The 22,494-nt window shown below is 66.4% G+C and carries 19 protein-coding genes; 11 read left to right on the forward strand and 8 right to left on the reverse strand.

Annotated features, from left to right (window positions below; all coding sequences use genetic code 11):
* Positions 1 to 41: 41 nt before the first annotated feature.
* The 7 genes from ACYVKI_RS01360 to ACYVKI_RS01390 are packed head-to-tail and all read right to left on the reverse strand — an operon-like array spanning position 42 to position 8,455.
* Positions 42 to 1,958, reverse strand: a complete 1,917-nt coding sequence (locus tag ACYVKI_RS01360; protein WP_460688554.1) for an FAD-binding monooxygenase — start codon at positions 1,956 to 1,958, stop codon at positions 42 to 44.
* Positions 1,959 to 1,960: 2 nt separating this feature from the next.
* Complete coding sequence (locus tag ACYVKI_RS01365; protein WP_460688555.1) at positions 1,961 to 2,752, reverse strand: HpcH/HpaI aldolase family protein; 792 nt, start codon at positions 2,750 to 2,752, stop codon at positions 1,961 to 1,963.
* On the reverse strand, positions 2,737 to 3,537 hold the full coding sequence (locus ACYVKI_RS01370; protein WP_460688556.1) for a fumarylacetoacetate hydrolase family protein: 801 nt from the start codon (positions 3,535 to 3,537) through the stop codon (positions 2,737 to 2,739). The genes ACYVKI_RS01365 and ACYVKI_RS01370 overlap by 16 nt, the downstream gene beginning before the upstream one ends.
* An 11-nt stretch (positions 3,538 to 3,548) precedes the next feature.
* Entirely contained in the window at positions 3,549 to 4,661 is a 1,113-nt protein-coding gene (gene hpaD / locus ACYVKI_RS01375; protein ID WP_460688557.1) for a 3,4-dihydroxyphenylacetate 2,3-dioxygenase, read from the reverse strand.
* A gap of 43 nt (positions 4,662 to 4,704) precedes the next feature.
* Complete coding sequence (gene hpaE / locus ACYVKI_RS01380; RefSeq protein WP_460688558.1) at positions 4,705 to 6,246, reverse strand: 5-carboxymethyl-2-hydroxymuconate semialdehyde dehydrogenase; 1,542 nt, start codon at positions 6,244 to 6,246, stop codon at positions 4,705 to 4,707.
* A gap of 11 nt (positions 6,247 to 6,257) precedes the next feature.
* Positions 6,258 to 6,959, reverse strand: a complete 702-nt coding sequence (locus tag ACYVKI_RS01385; protein ID WP_460688559.1) for a GntR family transcriptional regulator — start codon at positions 6,957 to 6,959, stop codon at positions 6,258 to 6,260.
* The gene (locus ACYVKI_RS01390; RefSeq protein ID WP_460688560.1) at positions 6,956 to 8,455 is read right to left on the reverse strand and encodes a fumarylacetoacetate hydrolase family protein; all 1,500 of its coding nucleotides are present in this window, start codon (positions 8,453 to 8,455) and stop codon (positions 6,956 to 6,958) included. Before ACYVKI_RS01390 ends, ACYVKI_RS01385 begins: the two co-directional genes overlap by 4 nt.
* 305 nt (positions 8,456 to 8,760) lie before the next feature.
* Here ACYVKI_RS01390 and ACYVKI_RS01395 point away from each other — a divergent pair, with 305 nt between their 5' ends.
* From ACYVKI_RS01395 to ACYVKI_RS01410, 4 genes are all read left to right on the forward strand, one after another.
* A complete protein-coding gene (locus ACYVKI_RS01395) occupies positions 8,761 to 9,696 on the forward strand; it encodes a phosphate/phosphite/phosphonate ABC transporter substrate-binding protein (protein WP_460688561.1) in 936 nt (311 codons plus the stop codon).
* Positions 9,697 to 9,705: 9 nt separating this feature from the next.
* A complete protein-coding gene (locus tag ACYVKI_RS01400) occupies positions 9,706 to 10,521 on the forward strand; it encodes an inositol monophosphatase family protein (protein WP_460688562.1) in 816 nt (271 codons plus the stop codon).
* Between the two features lie 302 nt (positions 10,522 to 10,823).
* A complete protein-coding gene (locus ACYVKI_RS01405; RefSeq protein WP_460688563.1) occupies positions 10,824 to 11,810 on the forward strand; it encodes an AraC-like ligand-binding domain-containing protein in 987 nt (328 codons plus the stop codon).
* Between the two features lie 81 nt (positions 11,811 to 11,891).
* The gene (locus tag ACYVKI_RS01410) at positions 11,892 to 12,563 is read left to right on the forward strand and encodes a TetR/AcrR family transcriptional regulator (RefSeq protein WP_460688564.1); all 672 of its coding nucleotides are present in this window, start codon (positions 11,892 to 11,894) and stop codon (positions 12,561 to 12,563) included.
* Here the strand turns inward: ACYVKI_RS01410 and ACYVKI_RS01415 are convergent.
* The gene (locus ACYVKI_RS01415; protein WP_460688565.1) at positions 12,491 to 14,479 is read right to left on the reverse strand and encodes a primary-amine oxidase; all 1,989 of its coding nucleotides are present in this window, start codon (positions 14,477 to 14,479) and stop codon (positions 12,491 to 12,493) included. The two genes, ACYVKI_RS01410 and ACYVKI_RS01415, sit on opposite strands and share 73 nt — an antisense overlap.
* A gap of 40 nt (positions 14,480 to 14,519) precedes the next feature.
* On the opposite strand from ACYVKI_RS01415, the gene ACYVKI_RS01420 reads away from it, so the two are divergent.
* The 7 genes from ACYVKI_RS01420 (at position 14,520) to ACYVKI_RS01450 (ending at position 22,413) form a co-directional block, all read left to right on the forward strand.
* Positions 14,520 to 15,077: a hypothetical protein gene (locus tag ACYVKI_RS01420; protein ID WP_460688566.1), complete on the forward strand. Its 558-nt coding sequence runs from the start codon at positions 14,520 to 14,522 to the stop codon at positions 15,075 to 15,077.
* 32 nt (positions 15,078 to 15,109) lie between these two features.
* Positions 15,110 to 16,543 (forward strand): aldehyde dehydrogenase family protein, encoded by a 1,434-nt coding sequence (locus ACYVKI_RS01425; protein ID WP_460688567.1) that lies wholly within the window; start codon positions 15,110 to 15,112, stop codon positions 16,541 to 16,543.
* 1,027 nt (positions 16,544 to 17,570) lie between these two features.
* Positions 17,571 to 18,371 (forward strand): SDR family NAD(P)-dependent oxidoreductase, encoded by an 801-nt coding sequence (locus ACYVKI_RS01430; protein WP_460688568.1) that lies wholly within the window; start codon positions 17,571 to 17,573, stop codon positions 18,369 to 18,371.
* Positions 18,372 to 18,421: 50 nt separating this feature from the next.
* On the forward strand, positions 18,422 to 19,687 hold the full coding sequence (locus ACYVKI_RS01435) for an ABC transporter substrate-binding protein (RefSeq protein WP_460689374.1): 1,266 nt from the start codon (positions 18,422 to 18,424) through the stop codon (positions 19,685 to 19,687).
* A gap of 86 nt (positions 19,688 to 19,773) precedes the next feature.
* Positions 19,774 to 20,733, forward strand: coding sequence for a carbohydrate ABC transporter permease (locus tag ACYVKI_RS01440; protein ID WP_460688569.1), 960 nt, complete (start codon positions 19,774 to 19,776; stop codon positions 20,731 to 20,733).
* Between the two features lies 1 nt (position 20,734).
* The gene (locus ACYVKI_RS01445; protein WP_460688570.1) at positions 20,735 to 21,571 is read left to right on the forward strand and encodes a carbohydrate ABC transporter permease; all 837 of its coding nucleotides are present in this window, start codon (positions 20,735 to 20,737) and stop codon (positions 21,569 to 21,571) included.
* Between the two features lie 179 nt (positions 21,572 to 21,750).
* The gene (locus tag ACYVKI_RS01450; RefSeq protein ID WP_460688571.1) at positions 21,751 to 22,413 is read left to right on the forward strand and encodes a GntR family transcriptional regulator; all 663 of its coding nucleotides are present in this window, start codon (positions 21,751 to 21,753) and stop codon (positions 22,411 to 22,413) included.
* The last annotated feature ends 81 nt before the right edge of the window (positions 22,414 to 22,494 follow it).

Consider the following 22,494-nt stretch of genomic DNA (forward strand, 5'->3'; position numbering starts at 1 on the left):
CATAAGGGGCCGAACCCCGGAGGCAACGTCATGCCGACACCTCAGGCGTGCTGGCTCACCGGAGACTCCTTGCGCGCCGCCGCATCCAGGATGCTCTGCCCGAAGAACTCCGCCAGCCCCACGGTGTCCGTCAGCGGCAGCACCTGGGCCACGTACTGGTCGGGACGGACCACGACGACGGCGCCGTCCCGGGAGATGCCACGCGCCTCGAAGATGTCCTCACCGTCCAGCACGGAGAAGACCTTCTCGTACTGCAGCAGCCGGTACGGGCCGACCTCCGGCAGAAAGATCCGTGGGGCGTCGGTGACCTCGAACTCGGTGTGCCGCTGCTGGTAGACGCCCTTCACGTCGAACAGCGCATCCAGGTCCGCCCCCTCCGGGGTGCCGCGCACCACTGGGGAGTCCGGCGACTCGGCCAGCCACTGGGCCCAGTCGGTCAGTGCGGAGGGCTGCCCAGCGGCGGGCCGGTCGGCGAAGGCGTAGATCCGCCACCGGCCGTCCGCCTCGGCCTGGTGGCCCAGGTGCAGCGGGTTGGTGTCGCAGACCCGCACCACACGCGCGGACTTGAACCGCTTGCCCACGGGGAAGCCCTCTGCCAGGTGCTGGTGCTGATCCGCGCCGACGATCATCGAGGGCTCATACTGTGTCATGAACCCGGCCGGGAACTCGGCGGTCTTGACGTAAAAGTCCTCGAGCTCGGAAGGGTCGTCGAACTCTTCGGGCTTCTTGGCCATCATCGTGGACCACTCGCGGTCGAAGTCGATGAGGTTCTGCGCGATGACCTGGCGCTCCGCGGAGTAGGTGCTCAGCAGCTGCTCCGGGCTGCGCCCGGTGAGCACGTGCCCCAGCTTCCAGCCGATGTTGAACCCGTCCTGCATGGAGACGTTCATGCCCTGGCCGGCCTTCGCCGAATGCGTGTGGCAGGCGTCGCCGGCGATGAACACCCGCGGGCTGCGGGAGTCGTCGTCGACGTCGTCGAACTTCTCGGTGAGCCGGTGGCCGACCTCGTAGACGCTGTGCCAGGCCACGTGCCGGACCTCGAGCGTGTAGGGGTGCAGGATCTCGTTGGCCTTCTGCTCGATCTCCTCCACCGTGGTCTCCCGGACGCGGGCCTTGCGCTCCGGGGTGACCTCTCCGAGGTCCACGTACATGCGGAACAGGTGCCCGCCCTCGCGGGGGATCAGCAGGATGCTGCCCCCGGAGTGGGACTGGATCGCGCATTTGAGGCGGATGTCGGGGAAGTCGGTGCGGGCCAGCACGTCCATCACGCCCCAGGCGTGGTTCGCCTGGTCGCCGTCGAGACTGCGGCCGATGGCCGCGCGCACCCGGCTGCGGGCGCCGTCGGCGCCGAGCACGTACTTGGCGCGCACCACCCGCTCCTCACCTGCGCGGGGGCCGGCGGTGTGCCGGACCCGCACCGCCACCGGGTGGGTCCCGGCGTCCTCCACGGTGAGGTCCAGGAACTCGATCCCGTAGTCGGGCCGCATCCGGGAGGGGGAGCGCTCCATGAACTCGGCGAAGCGGTCTAGGATGCGCGCCTGGTTGACGATCAGGTGCGGGAACTCGCTGACGTCCTGGGGGTCGTCCACCGGCTGGGCGGTGCGCACGATGTGCTCCGGGGTCGCGGTGTCCGGCTTCCAGAACGCCATCTCGGTGATGTGGTAGGCCTCGCAGGAGAGCTCCTCGGCGAAGCCGAAGGCCTGGAAGGTCTCCACGCTGCGGGCCTGGATGCCGTCGGCCTGGCCGACCTCCAGTCGTTGGGGGCGGCGTTCGATGATCCGAGTATGGACGTCGGGGAACCGGGAGAGCTGGGCGGCGGCGATCATGCCGGCCGGACCCGTACCTACGATGAGCACGTCCATCTCCTCGGGCAGCTCGTCGGGACGGTCCAGGCCGATCCCTTCGGGCGGGAGGACGCGCGGATCCGTGGACACGTAGCCATGGTGGTGAAACTGCATCGTCATGCTCCTGCGGGTGAGGACGGGATGAACTCGGCGGCGAGACGCTCGACGCCGCGGGCGGCCAGGGAGACGTCGGCGCCCACCAGGATCCAGTCGGCGCCCGCAGCCACGTAGCCCCGGGCGACGTCCGGGTCGAAGGCGTTGACGCCGACCGGCACTCCGGCGGCGCGTCCGGCGGCGAAGGACCGCTCGACGGCGGCGACGACGTCCGGGTGGGTCTGCTGGCCGAGCAGCCCCAGGGAGGCGGACAGGTCGGAGGGTCCCAGGAAGATGCCGTCGATGCCGTCCACGGCGGCGATGTCCTCGGCGTTCTCCACGCCCTCGACGGTCTCGATCTGGACGAACACCGAGACGTGCTCGGAGCCGCGGGCCAGATACTCGGGAACCCGGCTCCATCGGCCGGAGCGAGCCAGGGCGCTGCCGATCCCACGGCGGCCCGCCGGCGGATACTGCGCGGCGGCGGCGACGTCGTGGGTCTCCTGCACGGTGGAGACCATCGGCACCAGGATGTTCTGCGCTCCCAGGTCCAGCACCTGCTTGATGATCACCGGGTCGGCCGAGGGCACCCGGACGATGGGGGCGACCTCGTAGCCGGAGACGGCGTGCAGCTGGGCCAGCACGGACTCCAGCCCGTTGGGGGCGTGCTCCATGTCGATCAGTAGCACATCCAGCCCGCCGCCGGCCATGACCTCGGCCATCACCGGGGAGCCGGAGCAGACCCAGCCGCCCACCAGGGGACGGTCGGTCTCGGCCAGGCGCTCGCGCAGGGTGGGGGTCAGATGAATCGGCATGTCACGGCTCCCAGGTCTCCGTAGTCGCAGTGGACCGTGTCTCCGGCGTGGACCCACATGGGGCGGGTGAAGGAACCGGCGAGGATGATCTCTCCGGCCTCGAGGCGGTCGCCGTGCCCGGCGAGCCGGTCGGCCAGCCAGGCCACGCCGCGGGCGGGGTGGCCCAATACCGCGGCCGCGACGCCGGACTCCTCGATAGTCTCGTTGCGGTACAGCAGCGCGGAGACCCACCGCAGGTCGACGTCGTGCGGGCGCACCGGTCGGCCGCCGTGGACCATGGCGCCCATCGCGGCGTTGTCGCTGATGGTGTCCACGATGCTCCGGCCCTCCATCTCGATGCGGCTGGAGAGGATCTCGATCGCCGGCACCACGTAGTCGGTGGCGTCGAGGACGTCGAAGATCGTGGTCTCCCGGCCGGTGAGGGCCTCGCCGGCGATGTCGCGGCCGAGTACGAAGGCCAGTTCCACTTCCACGCGCACTCCGGTGAAGGAGCCGTGCTCCAGCACGGCACCGGTCTCGTGGACCATGTCCGCGAAGATGGTCCCGTAGTCGGGCTCGGTGATGCCGGTGGCGGCCTGCATGACCTTCGAGGTCAGTCCGATCTTGCGTCCTGTGGGCCGCCGACCGGCGGCGATGCCGCGGCGCCGCCACTCGTTCTGCACCGCGTAGGAGTCCTCCACGGTCATCTCCGGGTGACGGGCGGTCAGCAGCGGGACCATGGTGCGGTCCCGCTCGGCGGCGGCGAGCTCGTCGGCGATCTGGCCGATCTGGGTCTCGGTGAGCATCTGTTCCTCCCTCAGAGCTGGTGGCCCAGCTTGTACTCGCCCTGCTTCCAGGTCGGCATCGACTCTTCGCCCTCCTCGGAGCGGGTGTAGGAGAACCCGTCGGCGCCGATGGTCACCTCCATCTCGGAGTCGTCGGTGCGCTCAGCGGTGGGCACCGGGCTGCCGTCCAGATCCAGGACCGTGGAAGCATCGGTGTACCAGGAGGGGACCACCGGGTTGCCCCACCAGTCGCGGCGCTGGTTGTCATGGACGTCCCAGGTCACACGCGGGTTGTCCGGGTCGCCGGTGTAATAGTCCTGGGTGTAGATCTCGATGCGGTGCCCGTCGGGGTCGCGCAGGTAGAGGTAGAAGGCGTTGGAGACGCCGTGCCGGCCGGGTCCGCGTTCGATGTGGTCGGAGAGCCGCAGCGCGCCGAGCTTGTCACAGATGGCCAGGATGTTGTGCTTCTCATGGGTGGCGAAGGCGACGTGGTGCATCCGCGGACCGGCCCCGCCGGTCATCGCCGTGTCATGCACGGTCGGCTTGCGGCGCATCCAGGCCGCGTAGGTGGTGCCGGCGTCGTCCTGGATGTCCTCGGTGACCCGGAAGCCCAGCGACTCCATGTATCCGACCGCCCGCGGCACGTCCGGGGTGACCTGGTTGAAGTGGTCGATGCGGACCAGCGCGCCGGGGGAGTAGAGGTCATAGCGCCAGGCGAGCCGCTCCACATGCTCGACCTCGTGGAAGAACTCATAGGGGAAGCCCAGCGGGTCCTGGACCCGCACGGAGTCACCCAGGCCTTTGACGAAGCCCTCCGGATTCCGCTTCACCGGGCAGCCGAGCTCCCGGTAGAAGGCCTCCGCACGGTCCAGGTCCTCGGGGCTGCGCACCCGGTAGGAGAAGGCGGCCACGGCGGCCGTCTCACCCCTGCGGAGGATCAGGTTGTGGTGGATGAACTCCTCCATGGAGCGGAGGTAGATGGCGTCGTCGTCCTCTTCGGTGACCACCAGGTTCAGCACATCCACGTAGAAGTCGCGGGAGCGCTGCAGGTCGGTGACCACCAGCTCCATGGAGGCGCAGCGGAGCACGTCCGGCGCCGGGCTGGTGGGGATCGGAAGGGGGTTGGGGTTCGTCGTCTCTGTCATGCTGAGCGTCCTTGCTGAGATGAGGGGCGGGGGAGCGGCAGGGTCAGTCGGCCTTGCCGAAGACCGGGTTGTGGACCTCGCCGAGGTTGATGTGCACCGCCTGCTGGTCGGTGTAGAAGTCCAGGGACCGGTAGCCGCCCTCGTGGCCGAGGCCGGAGGCCTTCACCCCGCCGAAGGGGGTGCGCAGGTCCCGGACGTTGTTGGAGTTCAGCCACACCATGCCGGCCTCAACGGCCTGGGCGATGTTGTGGGACCGCTTCAGATCGTTGGTCCAGATGTAGGCGGCCAGCCCGTACTTCGTGTCGTTGGCCAGCTCCAGCGCCTCCTCCTCCGTGTCGAAGGGAGTGATGGCCACGACCGGACCGAAGATCTCCTCCTGGAAGATCCGGGCGGTGGGCGCGACGTCGGCGAAGACGGTGGGCGCCACGAAGTTGCCGGTCTCGAAGTCCTCGGGGCGGCCGCCGCCAGCGGTGAGGCGTCCCTCGGTCTTGCCGAGCTCCACATAGCTCATGACCTTCTCGAAGTGCTCCGGGTGGACCAGCGCGCCCACTTCGGTGGACTTCTCATGGGGCAGACCGACCTTCACCCGCTTCGCCTGGGCGGAGTAGCGCTCCACGAACTCGTCGTAGACGCCGCGCTGGACCAGGATGCGCGAGCCGGCGGTGCAGCGCTCGCCGTTCAGGGAGAACACGCCGAAGATGGTGGCGTTGACGGCCGCCTCGAGGTCGGCGTCGTCGAAGACGATCGCCGGGGACTTTCCACCCAGCTCCATGGACAGACCCTTCAGGTGAGGGGCCGCGTTGGCGAAGATCAGCTGACCGGTGGCGGACTCACCGGTGAAGGAGATCAGCGGCACCTCGGGGTGCTTGACCAGCGCGTCGCCGGCCTGCTCGCCGAAACCGTTGACCAGGTTGAACACGCCCTGCGGCAGCCCGGCCTCCTCGAAGATCCCGGCCCACAGGCCGGCGGAGAGCGGGGTGAACTCCGCCGGCTTGAGCACCACCGTGTTGCCGGCCGCGATGGCGGGGGCGAGCTTCCAGCTCTCCAACATGAACGGGGTGTTCCACGGGGTGATCAGACCGGCGACACCGATGGGCTTGCGGTTCACATAGTTCACCTGCCGGCCGGGCACCTTGTAGACGTCGTCGGCCTGCGCGACGATCAGATCCGCGAAGAACCGGAAGTTCTCCGCGGCCCGGCGTGCCTGTCCCAGCGCCTGGGTGATCGGCAGTCCGGAGTCGAAGGACTCCAGCTCGGCGAGCCGATCCCCGCGGGTCTCCACCAGGTCGGCGATGCGGTGCAGCACCCGGGAGCGCTCGCGGGGGAGCATCCGCGGCCAGGGGCCCTCCGTGAAGGCCCGGCGGGCGGCGGCCACGGCCCGCTCGACGTCGGCGGCCTTGCCGGAGGCGGCCTGGATATAGGTCTCGTTGGTGACCGGGTCGAGCACGTCGAAGGTGTCGCCGTCGGCGGAATCGACGAACTCGCCGTCGATGTAGTGCCGGATGCTCTGCGGCAGGTCCTCCGGCAGGCGGTGGGCGTCGGCGTCGGTGCCGGGGGTCGAGGTCTGGGTCTTGAGGGAGTTCATCGGGCGTCCTCTCACTGTGGGGTGTCAGGGGTCAGGTTCTCTGGGGCGGGCGTCTGCTCGTGGCTGCGGTAGGCCTCCACGGTGCGCCATTTGTGGCGGCGGACCGCCATCTCGATCTCCACCGGGTCCGCCTGGGCCCGGATCAGCGCCAGGATCTCCTCGTGCTCGGCCACGGACAGCGGGGCCCGTTCCGGCACGAAGCTGAAGGTGGAGCTGCGCAGCCCGGAGAGTCGGTTCCAGCCGCGGTCCACCAGGTCGGCGATGTGCGGGTTCGGGCAACGGTGCACCAGGGAGCGGTGGAACTTCTCGTTCAGCGCGGTGAACACGGTGGGTTCGAAGTGGTCCAGCAGAGCGCGCATCTGCTCATTGATGGACTCGGCCCGGGCGATGTCGGCCTCGGTGAGCCGGTCCAGGGACAGCGAGGTGGCCGCCCCCTCGAGCACGCCGAGGGTCTGCATGGTGTCGATGTACTCGCTCTGATCCACCATGGCCACCCGGGCGCCGATGTTGCGTTCGAACTCGACCAGACCCTCGGCCTCCAGACGCCGGACCGCCTCACGGACCGGGACCGTGCTGACGCCGAGCTCCTTGGCGATGGTGCCGAGCACCAGGCGGTAGCCGGGATTGAAGTCCCGGGCGATGATGCGCTCGCGGATCCAGCGGTAGGTCCGCTCGGACTTCGAGGCCTGCTCGTCGATGCGGACGGCCGTCATGAGCCGGCTTCCTCCGTGCCGGTCGCCGTTTCGGCCTCGTACCGGGCCCGCCACTGCGCGTTCATGGGGAACAGGCCGTCCACCGGGTGGCCGGCGGTGACCTGCTCAGCGACCCAGGCGTCTTCGGCCTCCTTGGCCAGGGCGGCGTCGGCGACCTCCTCGGCGATTTCCGGGGGCAGGACGATGACGCCGTCGTCGTCGCCGACGATCACATCGCCGGGCTGGACGGCGGCCCCGCCGCAGGCGACGGTGACGTCCACGTCCCAAGGGACGTGCCGGCGCCCGAGCACGGCGGGGTGCGGGCCCTGGCAGAAGACGGGCAACTCGATCTCGGCCACAGTGGTGTGGTCGCGCACGCCGCCGTCGGTGACGATGCCGGCCGCGCCGCGCGCCCGGGCGCGCAGCGCGAGGATGTCCCCCAGGGTGCCGGAACCGGTCTCGCCGCGGGCCTCGATGACGATCACCTCACCGGTGCCGACGTCGTCGAAGATCCGTTTCTGGGCGTTGTATCCGCCGCCGTGGCTGCGGAAGAGGTCCTCGCGCGCCGGGATGAAGCGCAGCGTGCGCGCGGTCCCGACCATCTTGCGGCCGGCTCGGGTGGGACGAGGGCCGTCGATGGTGACGGTGTTGTACCCGCGGCGCCGCATCTCCTGGGCCAGGCCGGCGACGGGGACCTCGTCGAGCTTCCTCCGCAGGGCGTCGGGGAGTCCTCCTGCGGGCTCCGGCAGTCCGGCGGCCGCCCGTGAGCCCCAGGCCTCCTCTCGCTGAGTGTCGTCCACGGAGGGTCCGCTGCCCAGGGCTGGGTCGAAGTCTCCGGGGCCTTCGACGATGGGAGTGCGGAGCCGTCCGCTGGAGCGCGGCGGCTGCCCGGGAGCGCCCACGACGTCGACCTCCACCTCGATGACGTCGCCGGGCTGAGCCACCGACGCGCCGGCCGGGGTGCCGGTGAGGATGATGTCCCCGGGCTCCAGGGTCAGGTGCTGGGAGAGGTCCGCGACGAGCTGGGGAAGGGGGAAGATCATGCCGGCCGAGGTGTCCTCCTGGACGAGGTCGCCGTTCTTCCAGGTGCGGATGCGCAGGGCGGAGGGGTCGACGTCGGCGGCGGGGATCAGCTCGGGGGCGAGCGAGGTGTAGCCGTCGCGTCCCTTGTTGCGGACGTTCGAGCCTTTGTCGTTGCCGCGCAGGTCGTACAGACCGAGGTCGTCGGCGGCGGTGATCCAGCCGACGTGGCTCCACGCCTCGCTGAGCCCCACACGGTGGGCTTGGCGACCGATGATCAGCGCGATCTCACCCTCGAAGCCCAGCAGCTCCGTGCCGGCGGGACGCTCCACGGAGGTGCCGTCGGGCGCCAGGGAGCTGGCGGGCTTGAAGAAATAGGAGGGGGCCGCGGGGCGGCGTCCGCGCTGCTCGGCCCGAGAGGCGTAGCTGATGTGGACGGCGATGACCTTGCCCGCGTGGACCCTCATGAGGTCCTGCGAAGTGCCGAGGGTGTCCATGGGGCTCCTTCATTGCGACGTCTAATGATATCGGGAATCGTATATCATTCGTGTCTCAGATCATAGCGTAGCTGTCATGGGGCGACAGGGGAAGGGGCTGGACGGTGGCCTGTCGGTTCCTCTCGCGCATCGCCGGACCGTGGCGCCGGAGGTGCACAGTCAGCAGCGGGGTTGCCTGCACCGTGGGGCAACTTCCCTGCAGTGACATGCAATGCCGGCGCTCTGGCGGTTGGGAGACTCATCACAGCGCTCGTCGACGAAGGCGTTCGCGGCGGTCATCACCGCCTGGCTACCGGGAGGCTCCCATGTACAACCCATCACGATCCCTCTCCATCGGCGCAGTCGGCGCCCTGGCTCTTCTCAGTGCCGGGTGTGCGGAGAACGGTGCCGCAGGTGATCAGGAAGGAGTGCAGGCCGAGGTCATCACCTTCGGTGTGGTTCCCGCCGAGACGCGGGAAGCCACTCTGAGCAGCTATGCCACCTTCATGCATCACTTCGAAGAGGAGACCGGGTTTGAGATCGAGATATTCGAAGCGACGAATGTGGCTCCCGTCATCGAGGCCACGATCGCCGGCGACCTCGACCTGGTGATGCTGGGTCCCTTTGCGCAGTCCATGGCGCGCGAGGCCGGCGCAGACATCACCACCGTGGGCGCACTGATCGACAGGCCGGGCAACGAAGAGAATCTCTCTGTCGGGTTGACGATGGAGGACGGCGGTCCGACGACTCTGCAGGAGCTTCAGGGGGAGGACGTCTGCTTCATCGATCCGGGATCCGCCAGTGGCTATCTGTACCCGGCTGCGGCTCTCCTGGAGGAGGGCATCGACCCGGAGGATGATCTCAACGGCATCTTCATCGGTGACCATACGTCGGCGGTGGAGTCCATGATGTCCGGTGAATGCGCGGCGGCGTTCACACATGGGACCAATCTGGAGTATGTCGCGCACCGTGAGGATCTGCGGGTCATCTATGACGAAGTGGTGCCCAGCCCCGGGATCTCGGTCTCCACGCTTCTCGAGGATGAGGTCCAGCAGATCGTCACAGATGCCGTGCTGGACATCACTGGAGACATGGCGCTTGATGCTGGCACGTGTGCTGAGGACCGCCTGTACGAGGACGAGGGTGACGAGTACTGCCATGCGATCGACGTCTTCTGGGGAGTGGCGCCTCAGGACGACTCGTACTGGGAGTCAGTCCGCGAGGTCTGCGAGGCTACCCGAGCCCCGGCCTGTGAGGAGTGAGTCGTCGCCATGGAGCAGCACCATATCTATCGGTCACTTGCCCTCACTGCCCGACATGCAGCAGAGAGCGTCTCTTCAGACATCGCGGAGAACTTCCTTGGCGACCTCGACGTCTCGCACAAGACGTCTTCTCTCGACCCGGTCACCGAGATCGACCGTCGGGCGGAGAGGCGGATCTCGGAGATTCTCCTGAGCGCGCAACCTGGCAGTTCGATCATCGGCGAAGAGTTCGGCCACACGGAAGGAGCGGAAGGGGCGGTGAGGTGGCACATCGACCCGTTGGACGGAACGCTCAACTACGTCAGTGGAATCCCCTACTTCTGCACATCCATCGGTGTGGAGGTCCGGGGGGAGATCGTGGCGGGCGTTGTGCACGACCCCCTGCGGCAGGAGACCTTCTGGGGATGGACGGGTGGGGCATGTCTCAATGATCAACCCCTGGCGGCGGCTTCGGATCATCCCGGGGAAGACGCGGTCAACACCATCTGGCCCTTTGTCGGGCTGACGCCCGAGTCTGAGGTCCATGCCGAGTTCATCAGGACCCTGAGAGGTCTCGGCGCTGTCCGTGGGCGGGGGTCCTATGCCCTGCAGATCGCTCATGTGGCGGCAGGTCGAGCCTCTGTGGCTCTGGAGGTCCGCGCGACGAGCCCATGGGATGTCGCTGGAGGGTTCGGTGTGGCGCAGGGGGCCGGCTGCTTCCTCTATCACTTGGAGTCGGCGCCTGACGGTTTCGGGTCGTGGGCGACGCCGACCTTCATCGTGGCGCGTGATCGTGGCGTGGGGGACATGCTGGCGGCTGAGCTGGAGCGAGTCGTCGCTCCCTGAGGTGGTGACGACCCGTGGTGCCTCATGGCCGAATCCCCGGGAAACGGCCCCTCGTGCCTGACGCACATACTCCCGCGGAGTCTCCACGTGTGGCGGGGATCTCCTTCTGAGGAGCGGTCCCTCGCTGTGCGGGGACTGTCCATGAGTCTCGTCGCCCGCTTGTGCCTCGGCGTGAGGTATGTCACACTTAGGTTCGAATCGAGCAGCTCAGTCGGGGTATCCGACTGCCGGTTTTATTGATCAACTGCTCAATAAAAGGTGTGAAGCCGTGGATCGAATGTCATGAGGCGACAGGAGGGGTCATGAGTCAGCAACGTGACGAGAGAACAGTCCTCGACCTGCCCCGGACCGGCATCGACCTGCCCTCCTGGCGGGCCGCCATCGGATCTGCCGTGGTGCCGCTGGACATCCGAGCCGAGGGCGGCGTCCCATTCCGAGGTCACCTGCGCAGCTCCAGCGTGGACGAGGTCGGGCTCTTCCGGCTCGTCACCACACCGCACAGTGTGGCCCGAACTCCCGAACTGATCTCCACCGACGACGCGCGGTTCTACAAGATCAGCCTGCAGCTGGCCGGACGCGGCATCCTGGAGCAGGACGGCCGCCGGGCGAGTCTGGGCCCTGGAGATCTCGCCATCTACGACACCCACCGGCCCTACCGCCTGCATTTCGCCGAGGCGAGCCAGGCGATGGTGATGATCTTCCCCCAGGAGATGGTCGACCTCGCGCCGGAGGAGATCGCTCAGGTCACGGCGAGCTGCTTTCCCCAGGACCGCGGATTCGGGCGCATGATCAACCCGTTCTTCATGGAACTGGGGCGGGATCTCGACCAGCTCACCAGCACCTACTCGGCACGCCTGGTGCATCTGGCGCTGGATCTGATGGTCACTATGCTCTCCCAGGAGTTGGACGAGCGTCAGGCGTCCGGGATCTCGTCGGCCCGGCACCTGGGGCGCGAGATCAGGGATCACATCCTGCGTCATCTGGGCGATGAGAGGCTGTCCCCGGCCTCGATCGCCGCGGCCCACTACATCTCGTTGCGCCACCTGTACACCATCTTCTCCGAGGAGGGTCAGACCGTCTCCGCCTGGATCCGGTCACGGCGCCTGGAGCACATCCGGCGGGACCTCGCCGACCCGTTGCAGGCCGATCGTCCGATCTCAGCGGTGGCCGGGCGGTGGGGACTCCACGACGCCGCCCATTTCTCCCGGGTGTTCAAAGCGGAGTTCGGCGAGTCGCCCAGCACCTACCGCCGACGCCACCTCGAGGAGGGACTCTCTCTGGCCGGATGAATGCCCGCCCGGACGCGGCGGTCGGCTGACGGCTGGTGTCGGATCCGCCGGGGCCTGGCTCCATGAGGCAGAATCGGGGCCATGCCCAAGAAGGTCGACCGCCGCGCCCGCCGTGAGGAGATCGTCCGCACCTACCTGAAGATCGCGGCCCGCGACGGGATGGAGGCCGCCACCACGCGCGCCCTGGCCGCCGAGCTCGGCGTCGCTGTCGGGTCCCTGTGGCACTACTTCTCCGGCTTCGACGAGGTGCTCTCCGAGGCTTTCGAGATGATCTTCAAGCGCACCGACGGGCGCATCGCCCGACGCGTCACCGATGCCGACGGGCTGGACGCCCTGTGCGCCATGCTCGAAGAGGTGCTGCCGATCGGCGGCGTCCCCCGGGATGAGGCCTATGTGGTGGTCAGCTTCTGGGGGCGTGTCGCCGCAAACCCCAGTGTGGGAAGCCTGCAGGTTGCCGTCGAGCGGCAGTGGCGTCGGCAGATGACCGGATACCTCCGGCAGGCGGTCGAGGCCGAGGAGCTGCACTCGGAGGCACCGGTGGAGGACATCGCCGACGCCCTGCTGTACCTGGTCACGGCCTCGCAGTTCGAACGAGTGCTCGGTACGGCGCTGGGCCAGGAGGCCAGGCTCTGGCAGATTCTGCGCCACCACCTGGCCCCCTGGATGACCGAGCGGGCGGCTCAGCAGTGGCAGTCGCCGTCGTCCTGGGCCGAGGCCCCCGAGGCGGACGCCTCCGGCGCGCCCGAGGCCTGACAGTGCCCGCCGGCCTCCGGCGGGACGTCCAGGGTGGGGTTGCGGTCGAAGAAGCCGTTCGGCGTCATGCGGAATCCCGCGTAGTCCACCGGCATGATCGGCCAATCCTCGGTGCAGGGGAAGTGGGTGAGGCCGAAGGTGTGCCAGAGCACCACATCCTCTCCATCGATCGCACGGTCCTGCGCCGTGTACCGAGGGAGACCGTCGTCGCCCGGGTTCAGGTTGACCAGCCGACCGGCGGGGTACAGCTCCTCGGCGTCGTACCGAGTCACCCACAGGTGATGCCCGGCGAACGTCGCGCGCCGCCTGATCGGTGAATCGTCGGCCGCCAGGAGCGTGGGGGCATCTTCCGGGTGCAGCACGTAGCCGGTGGGCTGTCCCAGTCGGTTGGTGGCCTCGGCGCTGCTGATCCGCCAGCTGCGCCCCGCCCCGCCGTCGGCGTCCCGAACCGCCTGCCGCTCGCTGGGCAGGCGGGTGATGTTCCGCGTGAATGCGTTGCCCCAGGGATTGGACTCTGAGGTCGGCTCCCGGACGACGTCGATCTCGTCGACGGCGTTCGCGGTGCCGTCGATGCTCATGTCCAGTCGGGCGCAGAACAGGTGCTGGTGGATCGGGGCGCCGAGTCCCGGGGCGATCTCGGTGGAGTACGGGTAGTCGCCACCGGGGTGGGCGTTGGTGAACACGATACCGGTGGCCTTAGACTCCAGCTCGATCTTCCCGTCCAGATACAGGTACCAGTAGAAGCCGTAGTCGTAGTTGCCCACGGTGACGAAGAACGAGATCACCAGGCGCCGCTGGCGGCGGACCTCCGAGCTGCCGGAGAAGTCGTCGGTGTGCTTCCACAGGATGCCGTAGTCCTCTTCGTGGAGGCAGATGGCGTTCGGCAACGTCTGCGGGCGGCCGAAGTCATCGGCGACGACGGCGTCCACATAGGTGATCTCGCCCTTGCAGTCGCAGCCCAGCTCCAGGGCGTTGGCGAGCCGTCCGAACTGGAACTCGCCGACGTCGTAGTAGTTCTGCCAGGCGTTGGTGGGAGAGGGGTCCCCGTAGCTGACCACCATCTCCGCCACGGAGCCGCGGTACATGATGGGCCGCTGACGTCCCTGGTCGGAGAAGCTGAGCTGGTGCAGCGTGAGCCCTTCCCGGCCGTTGAAGCCCAGGCGGACGCTCCAGTTCTCCCACTCCAGGAGGCCGTCGTCGAGGGTGAAGCTGACTCCCTCGGGCTGGGTGATGGAGATGGGCTTCAGCGAGGTGCGGAACTCGCCGCGCACGGCCGGGTCCAGGTAGTCGCCGGACTCGTCGGGCACGTGGGTCACCTCGGTCTCGACCACGCGCAGGACCTTCTGATCGGTCATGTCGATGTGAGCGACCACGCCGCCGATCGGGTGGGCCCAGATGGAGTCGGTCGGGTAGTCCTGGCGGAAGGAGAGGGCGCGCAGAATCCGGTGGCCGGTCTCGTCCTCGTAGCCGAAGACGCCGGCGGAGAGGCCGATGACGACGACCTTCTCGAGGTCGGTGACTCCACGGCGCCGCAGGGCCTCGACGTAACGTGGGTCGGCTTTGAGGATGTCGTCGGCGCCGAAGAGCTCCTCCAGGAAGATCGGGCCGGTGCCCTGCTCCGCGACGTCGACCGGCTCGTCGGAGGCGATGGTCTCGCCGTCCAGGTCGACGACGACGTCGCGGACGGTGTTCGTGGCCAGGTCGGTGACGACGAGCGAGGCCTGGCGGGGGAGTCGCCGGCCCGGTGTCCAGGCCAGGACCTCCTGCTTCTCCGGTTCACGCAGCATCAGGTAGCTCACCCGCGCGGAGTCGGGCAGCAGGCCGTTCTGCTGCAGCACCGTGCGGATCCGGGAGATCTCCTCGGCGGAGAGGGGGGTCAGCGGGTGGGCGGCATCGCCCGAGGTCTTGTCAGTCATCGAACTCCTCCTTATAGTTGAGCGCACGCTCAATATAAATATGGCACAGTTCACAGTATCCGGGGAAGGGGTGACGCTCATGGTTGCCGTCGGGTTGCGCCGCACCGCGGCGATCGTCGCAGCCCTCGCCGGCGTGCTCCATCTGCTGATGCTGGGGCACGGAGGCCTGGTGATGAGCCTGCTCATGGTCGCGATGGCCATGATCTGTCTGCCGTGCGCGGGCCATCTCTGGCGCGGCGACTCCCCGCGGGCCTGGACGATGATCGCGCTGATGAACGCCGGGATGGTGGTCCTGCACCTGGGCCTGATGAGGTCCCATGGCGCTGAGTTGGGCGATAGTGCTGAGCCCGTGCCGCATGCGCATCACCACGGGGAGGGGCTGGGACCGGCCGGACTGCATGAGCCGCTGATGCACCTCGCCCTCGGGTTCGCGACGGCGGAGATCCTGCTCGTCCTGGTGGCGGTGTGTTGGTACCTGAGGGGCCGGCATCGGGCAGTCCGCCTGACTGTTCACCACGTGGCGGAAGAGCGCTCCCCTCATAGAAGGCTGCAGGAGGAGTCAACTGCTTCTCTGCAGCTGTCGCGCACAGTGAAGTGATAAGACAGCCGATCGATGGAGGAATCACCACAATGACGACCCAGAATGTGTCTGACGGCCAGTCCCTGCTGGAGCGGATCCAGCCGGTTTCCGGGGGCCGGGAGATCCTGGACCCGGCCACCGGAGAGCTGGTCGGCCGAGCGCCAGAGGCTGATGTGGCGGACCTTGACGCCGCCGTGGCTCGGGCGAAGGCTGCTCAGTCCGGCTGGGCGGCGCGTGCTGACGAGGACCGTGCCGGACTCCTGAACGCGGCTGCTGATGCGATCGAGGCCCAGGCCGAGGAGCTGGCGGTGCTGCTGTCCCGAGAACAGGGCAAACCGCTCAATGGTCCCAATGCCCGGTTCGAGGTCGGTGCCTGTGTGGCCTGGCTGCGCGCGACCGCCTCCTTCCCGGTGGAGCCGGAGGTGCTCCTCGATGACGAGTCCGGGCATGCCGAGCTGCACCACCGCCCATTGGGGGTGGTCGGGGCGATCGGACCGTGGAACTGGCCGATGATGATCAGCATCTGGCAGATCGCCCCCTCGCTGCGGATGGGCAACACGGTGGTGATCAAGCCCTCTGGGTACACCCCGCTCTCCGTGCTGGGGCTGGTGGAGGTGCTCAACACGGTGCTTCCGGCCGATCTGCTGATCGCGGTGCCCGGGCGTGGAGACATCGGGGACCGGCTGACCCGGCACCCCGATATCGCCAAGATCATGTTCACCGGCTCGACTCCTACGGGTAAGAAGATCATCGCCGCGGCCGCCGAGACGGTGAAGCGACTGACCATGGAGCTGGGCGGCAATGACGCCGGCATCGTCCTCGATGATGCCGATCCGGCCGCGATCGCAGAAGACCTGTTCTGGGGCGCGTTCATCAACACCGGGCAGACCTGCGCAGCGATGAAGCGTCTCTACGTCCCGGATGCTCTCTACGACCAGGTCTGTGACGCTCTGGTGCAGATCGCGCAGCAGATGCCCATGGGCAACGGACTGGACGAGGGCAATGTGTTGGGCCCGGTGCAGAACCGTGCCCAGTGGGAGATCGTGGACCGGTTGGTCACCGCCGCGAAGGACTCCGGGGCGAGGATCCTCACCGGAGGAGACCCGGACCCGCAGGTCGTCGCAGGCTCCGGCGGGCATTTCTACCCGACCACCCTGGTCGCCGACATCGAGGGGGACAACCCCCTGGTGGTCGAGGAGCAGTTCGGCCCGGTGCTGCCGATCATCCGCTATACCGACCTCGATGAGGCGATCGCCGCCGCTAATGCTCTGGAGGTCGGGCTGGGCTCCTCGGTCTGGTCCTCGGACCTGGACCGGGCCCGGGCCGTGGCCGCCCGGCTGGAGGCCGGGACCACTTGGATCAACAAACACGGCGCCATCGATCCTCGGGTGCCTTTCGGCGGTGCCAAGGAATCCGGATTCGGCCTCGAGTTCGGCACTCACGGGCTGCGCGAAGTCTCCCAGCCGCACGTGATCGCCTGGTGAGCACGCCACGCTGATCCTGTGGCCCCTGTCCGGTTGGCTCCGGAGGAATGGTCGCTCTGAGCGCACTTGCGCGAGTTTTAGCGACCATGCCTCCGGAGCCAACGTGTCGTCGGGGCCCGCCGCTGAGGTGCGTTGAGCTTTGGGCGGGACCCAGCACGCCCACCTGACCTCGACGAGGACCATCGCGAACGTTGACCGGTCGCTCCGAGCTCATCGGCTCGTCCTGCTCCACACGCGGCGCGAGGCTGGTCGATGGTCGTGGAGCCGTTCGGGAACGTCCCGTTGCGGATGAGGCGAGCCGGAGCAGGGCCGTCGGAGAGTCGCTGGGTCCTGCGGCGAGCGGGTCTCGGGAGGGGGTGGGACGGCCGTCTCGCGGCCTCATCTGCCCAACTTCCCACCGGATCGTCTCTCGGAGAGGATGTCGAAGCGGGCCACGACTTTTCGCCTCGGCCGCAGCCGTCCGTCAGAAGACCCGTCTAGTGGCGGGCCTATCTCCTGGAGGGCAAGGTCCCCAGGCGCACTCCGGCCGCGACGCCGTCGGAGTGCGCCCGCAGGCACGACTGCGGGCACCGGAGGGGCATTGACGCTCGGTCCGGCAGCTCGGGAAGTCACGATGCCGAGGCCTCGGGTGGGGCTCCCCAGCGCGCCTGCCGCTCACGCGCCGCAAGAGGACTCACGGACGCGGACTTCGGTGGCGTTCTGGTCCCCGACGTCGCAGATGTCATGCGAGATGTGGAGCCGCGGGCCCCGTATGAGCGGTCCGGCGTCCACACGTCGAGAAGTCTCGGACCGGACCTGTCTCGACATTCCGGAGTCGTTGATGGGAAGCCGGAGCTCCGACCCAGTCGAGACGCAACCGATGTCGGCAGTCCGCCCAGTGTGGGCACCCCACTCCCGAGGCGGCGGTCCTCTCGGACCTTCTTGACGTGAGTGGGACATGTGCAGTGCTCGACGCAACCGCCGGTTGGCAGTGTCGCAGATCACGAAAGTGGGCGAAAAAGGTTGACACGCCAATTCGTCTCACCGTATGTTGAGCATACTGTATGACAAAGACGGCATGGGAGGCACTTTGGATCTGGAACTGAGCGGAAAGGTCGCGGTAGTCACCGGAGCGAGCGCAGGCATCGGAGCTGGCATCGCTGAAGTCCTCGCGAGCGAAGGCGTTGAGACGATCCTTGTGGCACGCCGTGAGGAGCGGATCACGGTCGTGGCTGAGCGTCTTGCTGACTTGGGCTTTCCGCGTCCCGTCGTGTTTCCGGGGAACGTGACCGATCGTGAGTTCGCGGCGTCGCTGCGGGACTTCGTCGAGGAGAAGTACGGCCACCTCGACATCCTCGTCAACAATGCTGGGGGGAGCCGCCCGGTTCCCATCGACGCCGGAGACGACGTCTGGGAGGAGTCCTACGAGCTCAACTTCACTGCTGGACGCCGGACAACGCAGGCGTTGCTCGACCTGCTCCGCGCGAGCGACCGAGGGCGGATCATCAGCATCACTGGCGTCCTGGAACCTCACGGCGTCAGCGCGGGGACTCCGGCGAAGGCCGGGGTCCACGCGTGGTCCAAAGCGATGAGCACCGCGCTGGCCAGAGACGGCATCACGGTCAACTGCATCGCGCCCGGGACCATCGAGTCAGAGCAGATGGACAACCGGCTCTTCCCCGAAGCAGACGCACGAGCGGCATTCGTCGAGGACAACGTCCCCGTTGGGCGGTTCGGGAAGCCTCGGGAGATGGGCTATATGGCTGCGTTCATCGCGTCGAGCCGAGCCGACTACGTCACAGGCGAAGTCATTCGCGTTGATGGAGGGCTCAGGAAGTACCCGTTCTAGAAACCCAGGAAGGTTGCATCATGACAACGGAGACCAATGTGCACCGCACAATGTCGACTTTCAGATCACGCCGTTGTGGCGTAGTCGCGGCGTCCGCAGCAGGCGCTCTCGTTCTCGCCGGATGCTCTGGTCCCGAGGAAGGAAGCGCGACCGGAGCGACAGGGGAGTTCTCGTACTCCTACGCGGTGACGAATGCGGACGTCGTGCCTCCCTACAGAGCTCTCGCCGATGCTTACATGGAAGAGAATCCGGGCGTAGACATCACTCTTCATGAAGTGTCGAACGAGTCCTATGGCCAGACCATCACGACTCAGCTCAATGCCGGCAACGCCCCAGACGTCTTCCAGACCGCGCCCGGTCATGGTCGAGTCTATAGCGTGGTTCCTCTCGTCGAGGCGGAGCTGATCGCTCCCCTCGGCGATGACGCGGCCACTACTGTACCCAGTGGTTCTGAGTCGCAGTTCCAGATCGACGGCGATACGTTCGGCGTGGCCTTCGGTCTCACATTCGTGGGCGCAGTGCTCAACTCGACGACCGCGGAGTCAGCCGGTTTCGACTATCCGGCAGACTGGGACGGCCTGCTTTCCGCCTGCGAGGACGTCGCCGATGACGGGCGGTCTGTCTTCGTCCTCGCAGGCGCCGCTCCTCCGAACACTGGCCTCTTGGCGTTGGGCATCGCGGCAACCCGCGTCTATGCGGAGAATCCCCAGTGGGACGAGGACCGGGCCGAAGGCACAACCACATTCTCCGACTCGCAGGGCTGGAAGGACACGCTGCACGCGATCGAAGATCTGAACGAAGCTCGTTGCCTGCAGGGGGGAGTCGAGGGTGCTGGATTCGACGTCCTTGCCAGCAACTTGCAGCAGGACGCGTCTTTCGCCGCGATCGCGCCGAGTGGTGCCGCGGCTGACTTCGGACAGAACGCTCCTGACCATGAATTCACCGTTCAGCCGCTGCCGCCGGCGCCGGGCGGCGATCCCTTCGGAATCGTCGGTGCCGACTACGCACTGTCTCTGAACGCCGATGCGGAGACCAATGAGGCAGCCATCGACTTCCTCGAATGGACTACCGGTGATGAAGGGCAGAGGATCTTCGCCGAGGCTGAAGGATCATTGCCGTTTGGCGATGACCTCTCGGATACGATCTATGCCTCAGTTGAGGAGATCGTGAACCAGGAGGACTTCGTGCCGCGGCCCAGCTCGAACTGGAGTAACCCCGCTGTGTTCGAAGCGCTGGGCGTCGGGGTCCAGGGTCTGCTGACGGGGCAGAAAGACGTCGACGAAGTTCTGCGTGACATGGACGCAGCATGGGAGTGAGCCCTTCTCATGGCGCAGCACGGTGTCGGGCAGACACTTCCAGCCGCACCTCCGAGGATAGGACGATCCAGGAACGCGAGAATGCTATGACTACGTCGATCGACCCCTCCACAAAGGGACTGGAGCCCCGAAGGAAGAGCACACGAAGGCGTCGGCGGAACGCGCGATCCAGACATGGTGGGACTCTCCAGTTCGGGCACTGGTGGTGGGCGTTGCCCGGGATCGTTCTTGCCCTGGGCGTGCACTTTGTGGCGACATCGATCGGTGGAGCCTTCGCATTCACTAATTGGAGTGGAATCGGAGGATTCGATTGGATCGGACTAGAGAACTTCATTAGGATATTCCATGACCCGACAACTTCTGGGTCTCTGTTTAATACGCTTTTTCTTGCCATATCGTCGGTGATTCTAGTTAATATTATAGGGCTCGCTATCGCGGTGTCATTGAATAGAATCATAAAAACACGATATGCACTTCGAGTGTTATTCTTTATGCCTGTTGTTCTCAGTCCGCTTGCAGTCTCATATATATGGAAGTTTATTTTCGACTTCAATGGACCAGTAAATGCGATTCTCGCCGCGATCGGTCTGCCAGGATGGGCCAGGCCGTGGCTGGCAGATCCTTCGTTCGCGATCTGGGCGGTGCTCGTGGTGCTCGTGTGGCAGGGGACAGGCGTCGCGATGGTCATCTATCTCGCGGGGCTCGCCTCAGTCCCCCAAGAGATCGAAGAGGCGGCTGCAATAGACGGCGCGAATCTGTTCCGGCGATTCTGGCACGTGGTGCTGCCAGCCATTCGTCCCGCGGTGGCGATCGCAACGACGCTGGGGATCATCACCGGTCTTCGGACATTCGACGAGATCATGGCGCTTACTGGAGGTGGCCCTGCGGGAGCCACCGAGACGCTCGCCACGCAGGTGTATAAGCAGGCGTTCTCGCTCGGCAACTTCGGCTACGGCGCAGCGCTGGCGCTGATCCTGGCGTGCGTCATCCTAGTCTTCGCGGTGATGCAGCAGCGACTCACAGCCGACAGATCAGGGGGAGCATGACATGTTCAGGTATACCAAGCTGAGCGCGTTGCGTGAAGTGCTTCTGTGGTTGCTCGCCGGCGCCTTCCTGGTGCCGTTCTACTTTCTCATTGTGATGGCACTGAAGTCGGACCACGAGGTCTACGGGTCCTCTCCTCTCGCGTTGCCGTCGCAGCCGACGCTTGATGGCTTCGTCGACGCCCTGGGCCGGGAAGCAAACTCGAACATTCTGGTGGGGCTGCTGAACAGTGTCCTGTTGACCGGCGGGGCCATCGTTGCACTGGTCCTCCTAGGGTCTTTGACCGGATACGTCATCTCACGCTCTACCCGTCGCTGGTCAAGCCATCTGTACTACATGTTCCTCGTCGCCATCGTGCTCCCTACGCAGCTGGGCACAGTGCCGTTGTACGTGGGAGCGCGAGCGATCGGACTGACCGGTTCGATATGGGGTCTGATCGTCCTCTACACGGGGATGTTGTTACCACTGTCCGTTTTCTTGTATGCAGGATTCTTTCGGCAGCTCACAACAGAGTACGAAGAGGCCGCGACCATCGATGGTGCGTCGAGGACGCAGATATTCTTTCGGATCGTATTTCCGCTGATCGCGCCGGCCACGGGTACAGTAGTAATTCTCGCCGGCCTCCTAGTCTGGAACGATTTCTTCACATCGCTGATCTTCCTGGGTGGATCAGATCATCAGACACTACCCGTTACAATGTACTTCTTGGTCGGATCTCTCGTGTCGAAGTGGAATACAATCTTTGCAATTGTCATCATATCGATGATCCCGATCTTGCTCCTCTACGTGTTTGCCCAGAAAAAGTTTATTCAGGGGTTCGCTGGAGGGCTCAAAGGTTGATGGCGTGATGCGCAGTGGGAGGCGCCGGCGCTTGTGCAGTGCGATTCGCGCTTCATGAAGTGGTGAATGAGAGCCCTGGCAGGACGCGGTGAGTCAGTAATGGAGGATTGACCTGCCATACTGTATGACAGTAGCCTGGTAGGACGTAATTTTTTCGGTGGACGACACAGGAACTAGGTGTGACAGAGTTGGAACGCATCACTGTTCAGCGACCGGAAGTGACGCTGCGGGATCGGGTGATCGATGGCATTCGTGACGCGATCACATCGGGTGCCTTGCGGCCGGGTCAACGATTGACAGAGCGAGAGCTCATTGAACAGACGGGTGTGAGCCGAACGTCTGTTCGGGAGGCTCTCACTCACCTGCACGCCATCGGACTTGTCGAGTCGACGCCAGGGCGCGGGTTCAGAGTCCCGACGCTCGACGAGGCGACTGTCAATGAGGTCTATGAGGTTCGAGCCGCGCTCGAGCCAGCCGTTGCGTATCACTTCGTCAACCGGGCCACCGACGAGGAGTTTGCGCGGCTGCTCGAATTCCGAGACAGCAATCTGGATCTGGCAGAGCGTCTGGATGATGCCCGCCTCATGGATGATCTTCTCATCGCCGGGGCGCGGAACAGCATTATGGCGGACATGCTTGATCCGCTTCGCGCACGGATTCAGCTGCTCCGGCACGTCTCGATGGCTGTGCCAGGGAGAAGCGCCGCGGCCGCAGAGGAGATGGACCGCATCTGCGAGGCCGTGGCGCGCAGAGATGCCGAAGGGGCCTGGAAGGCTGTTTACGACCATGTCGAGGCAGCGAGGAAAGTTGCTCTGACGGTTCTTTCTGAGACCGAGGCATAGAGCGTCCGGCTCGACGTCGGACGGGAATCAGCCTCTTGACTTTTCGGCCGGCACGGTTGGTGCGTCGTTGTGCAACGCACA

It is taken from the genome of Nesterenkonia suensis, assembly GCF_054782935.1.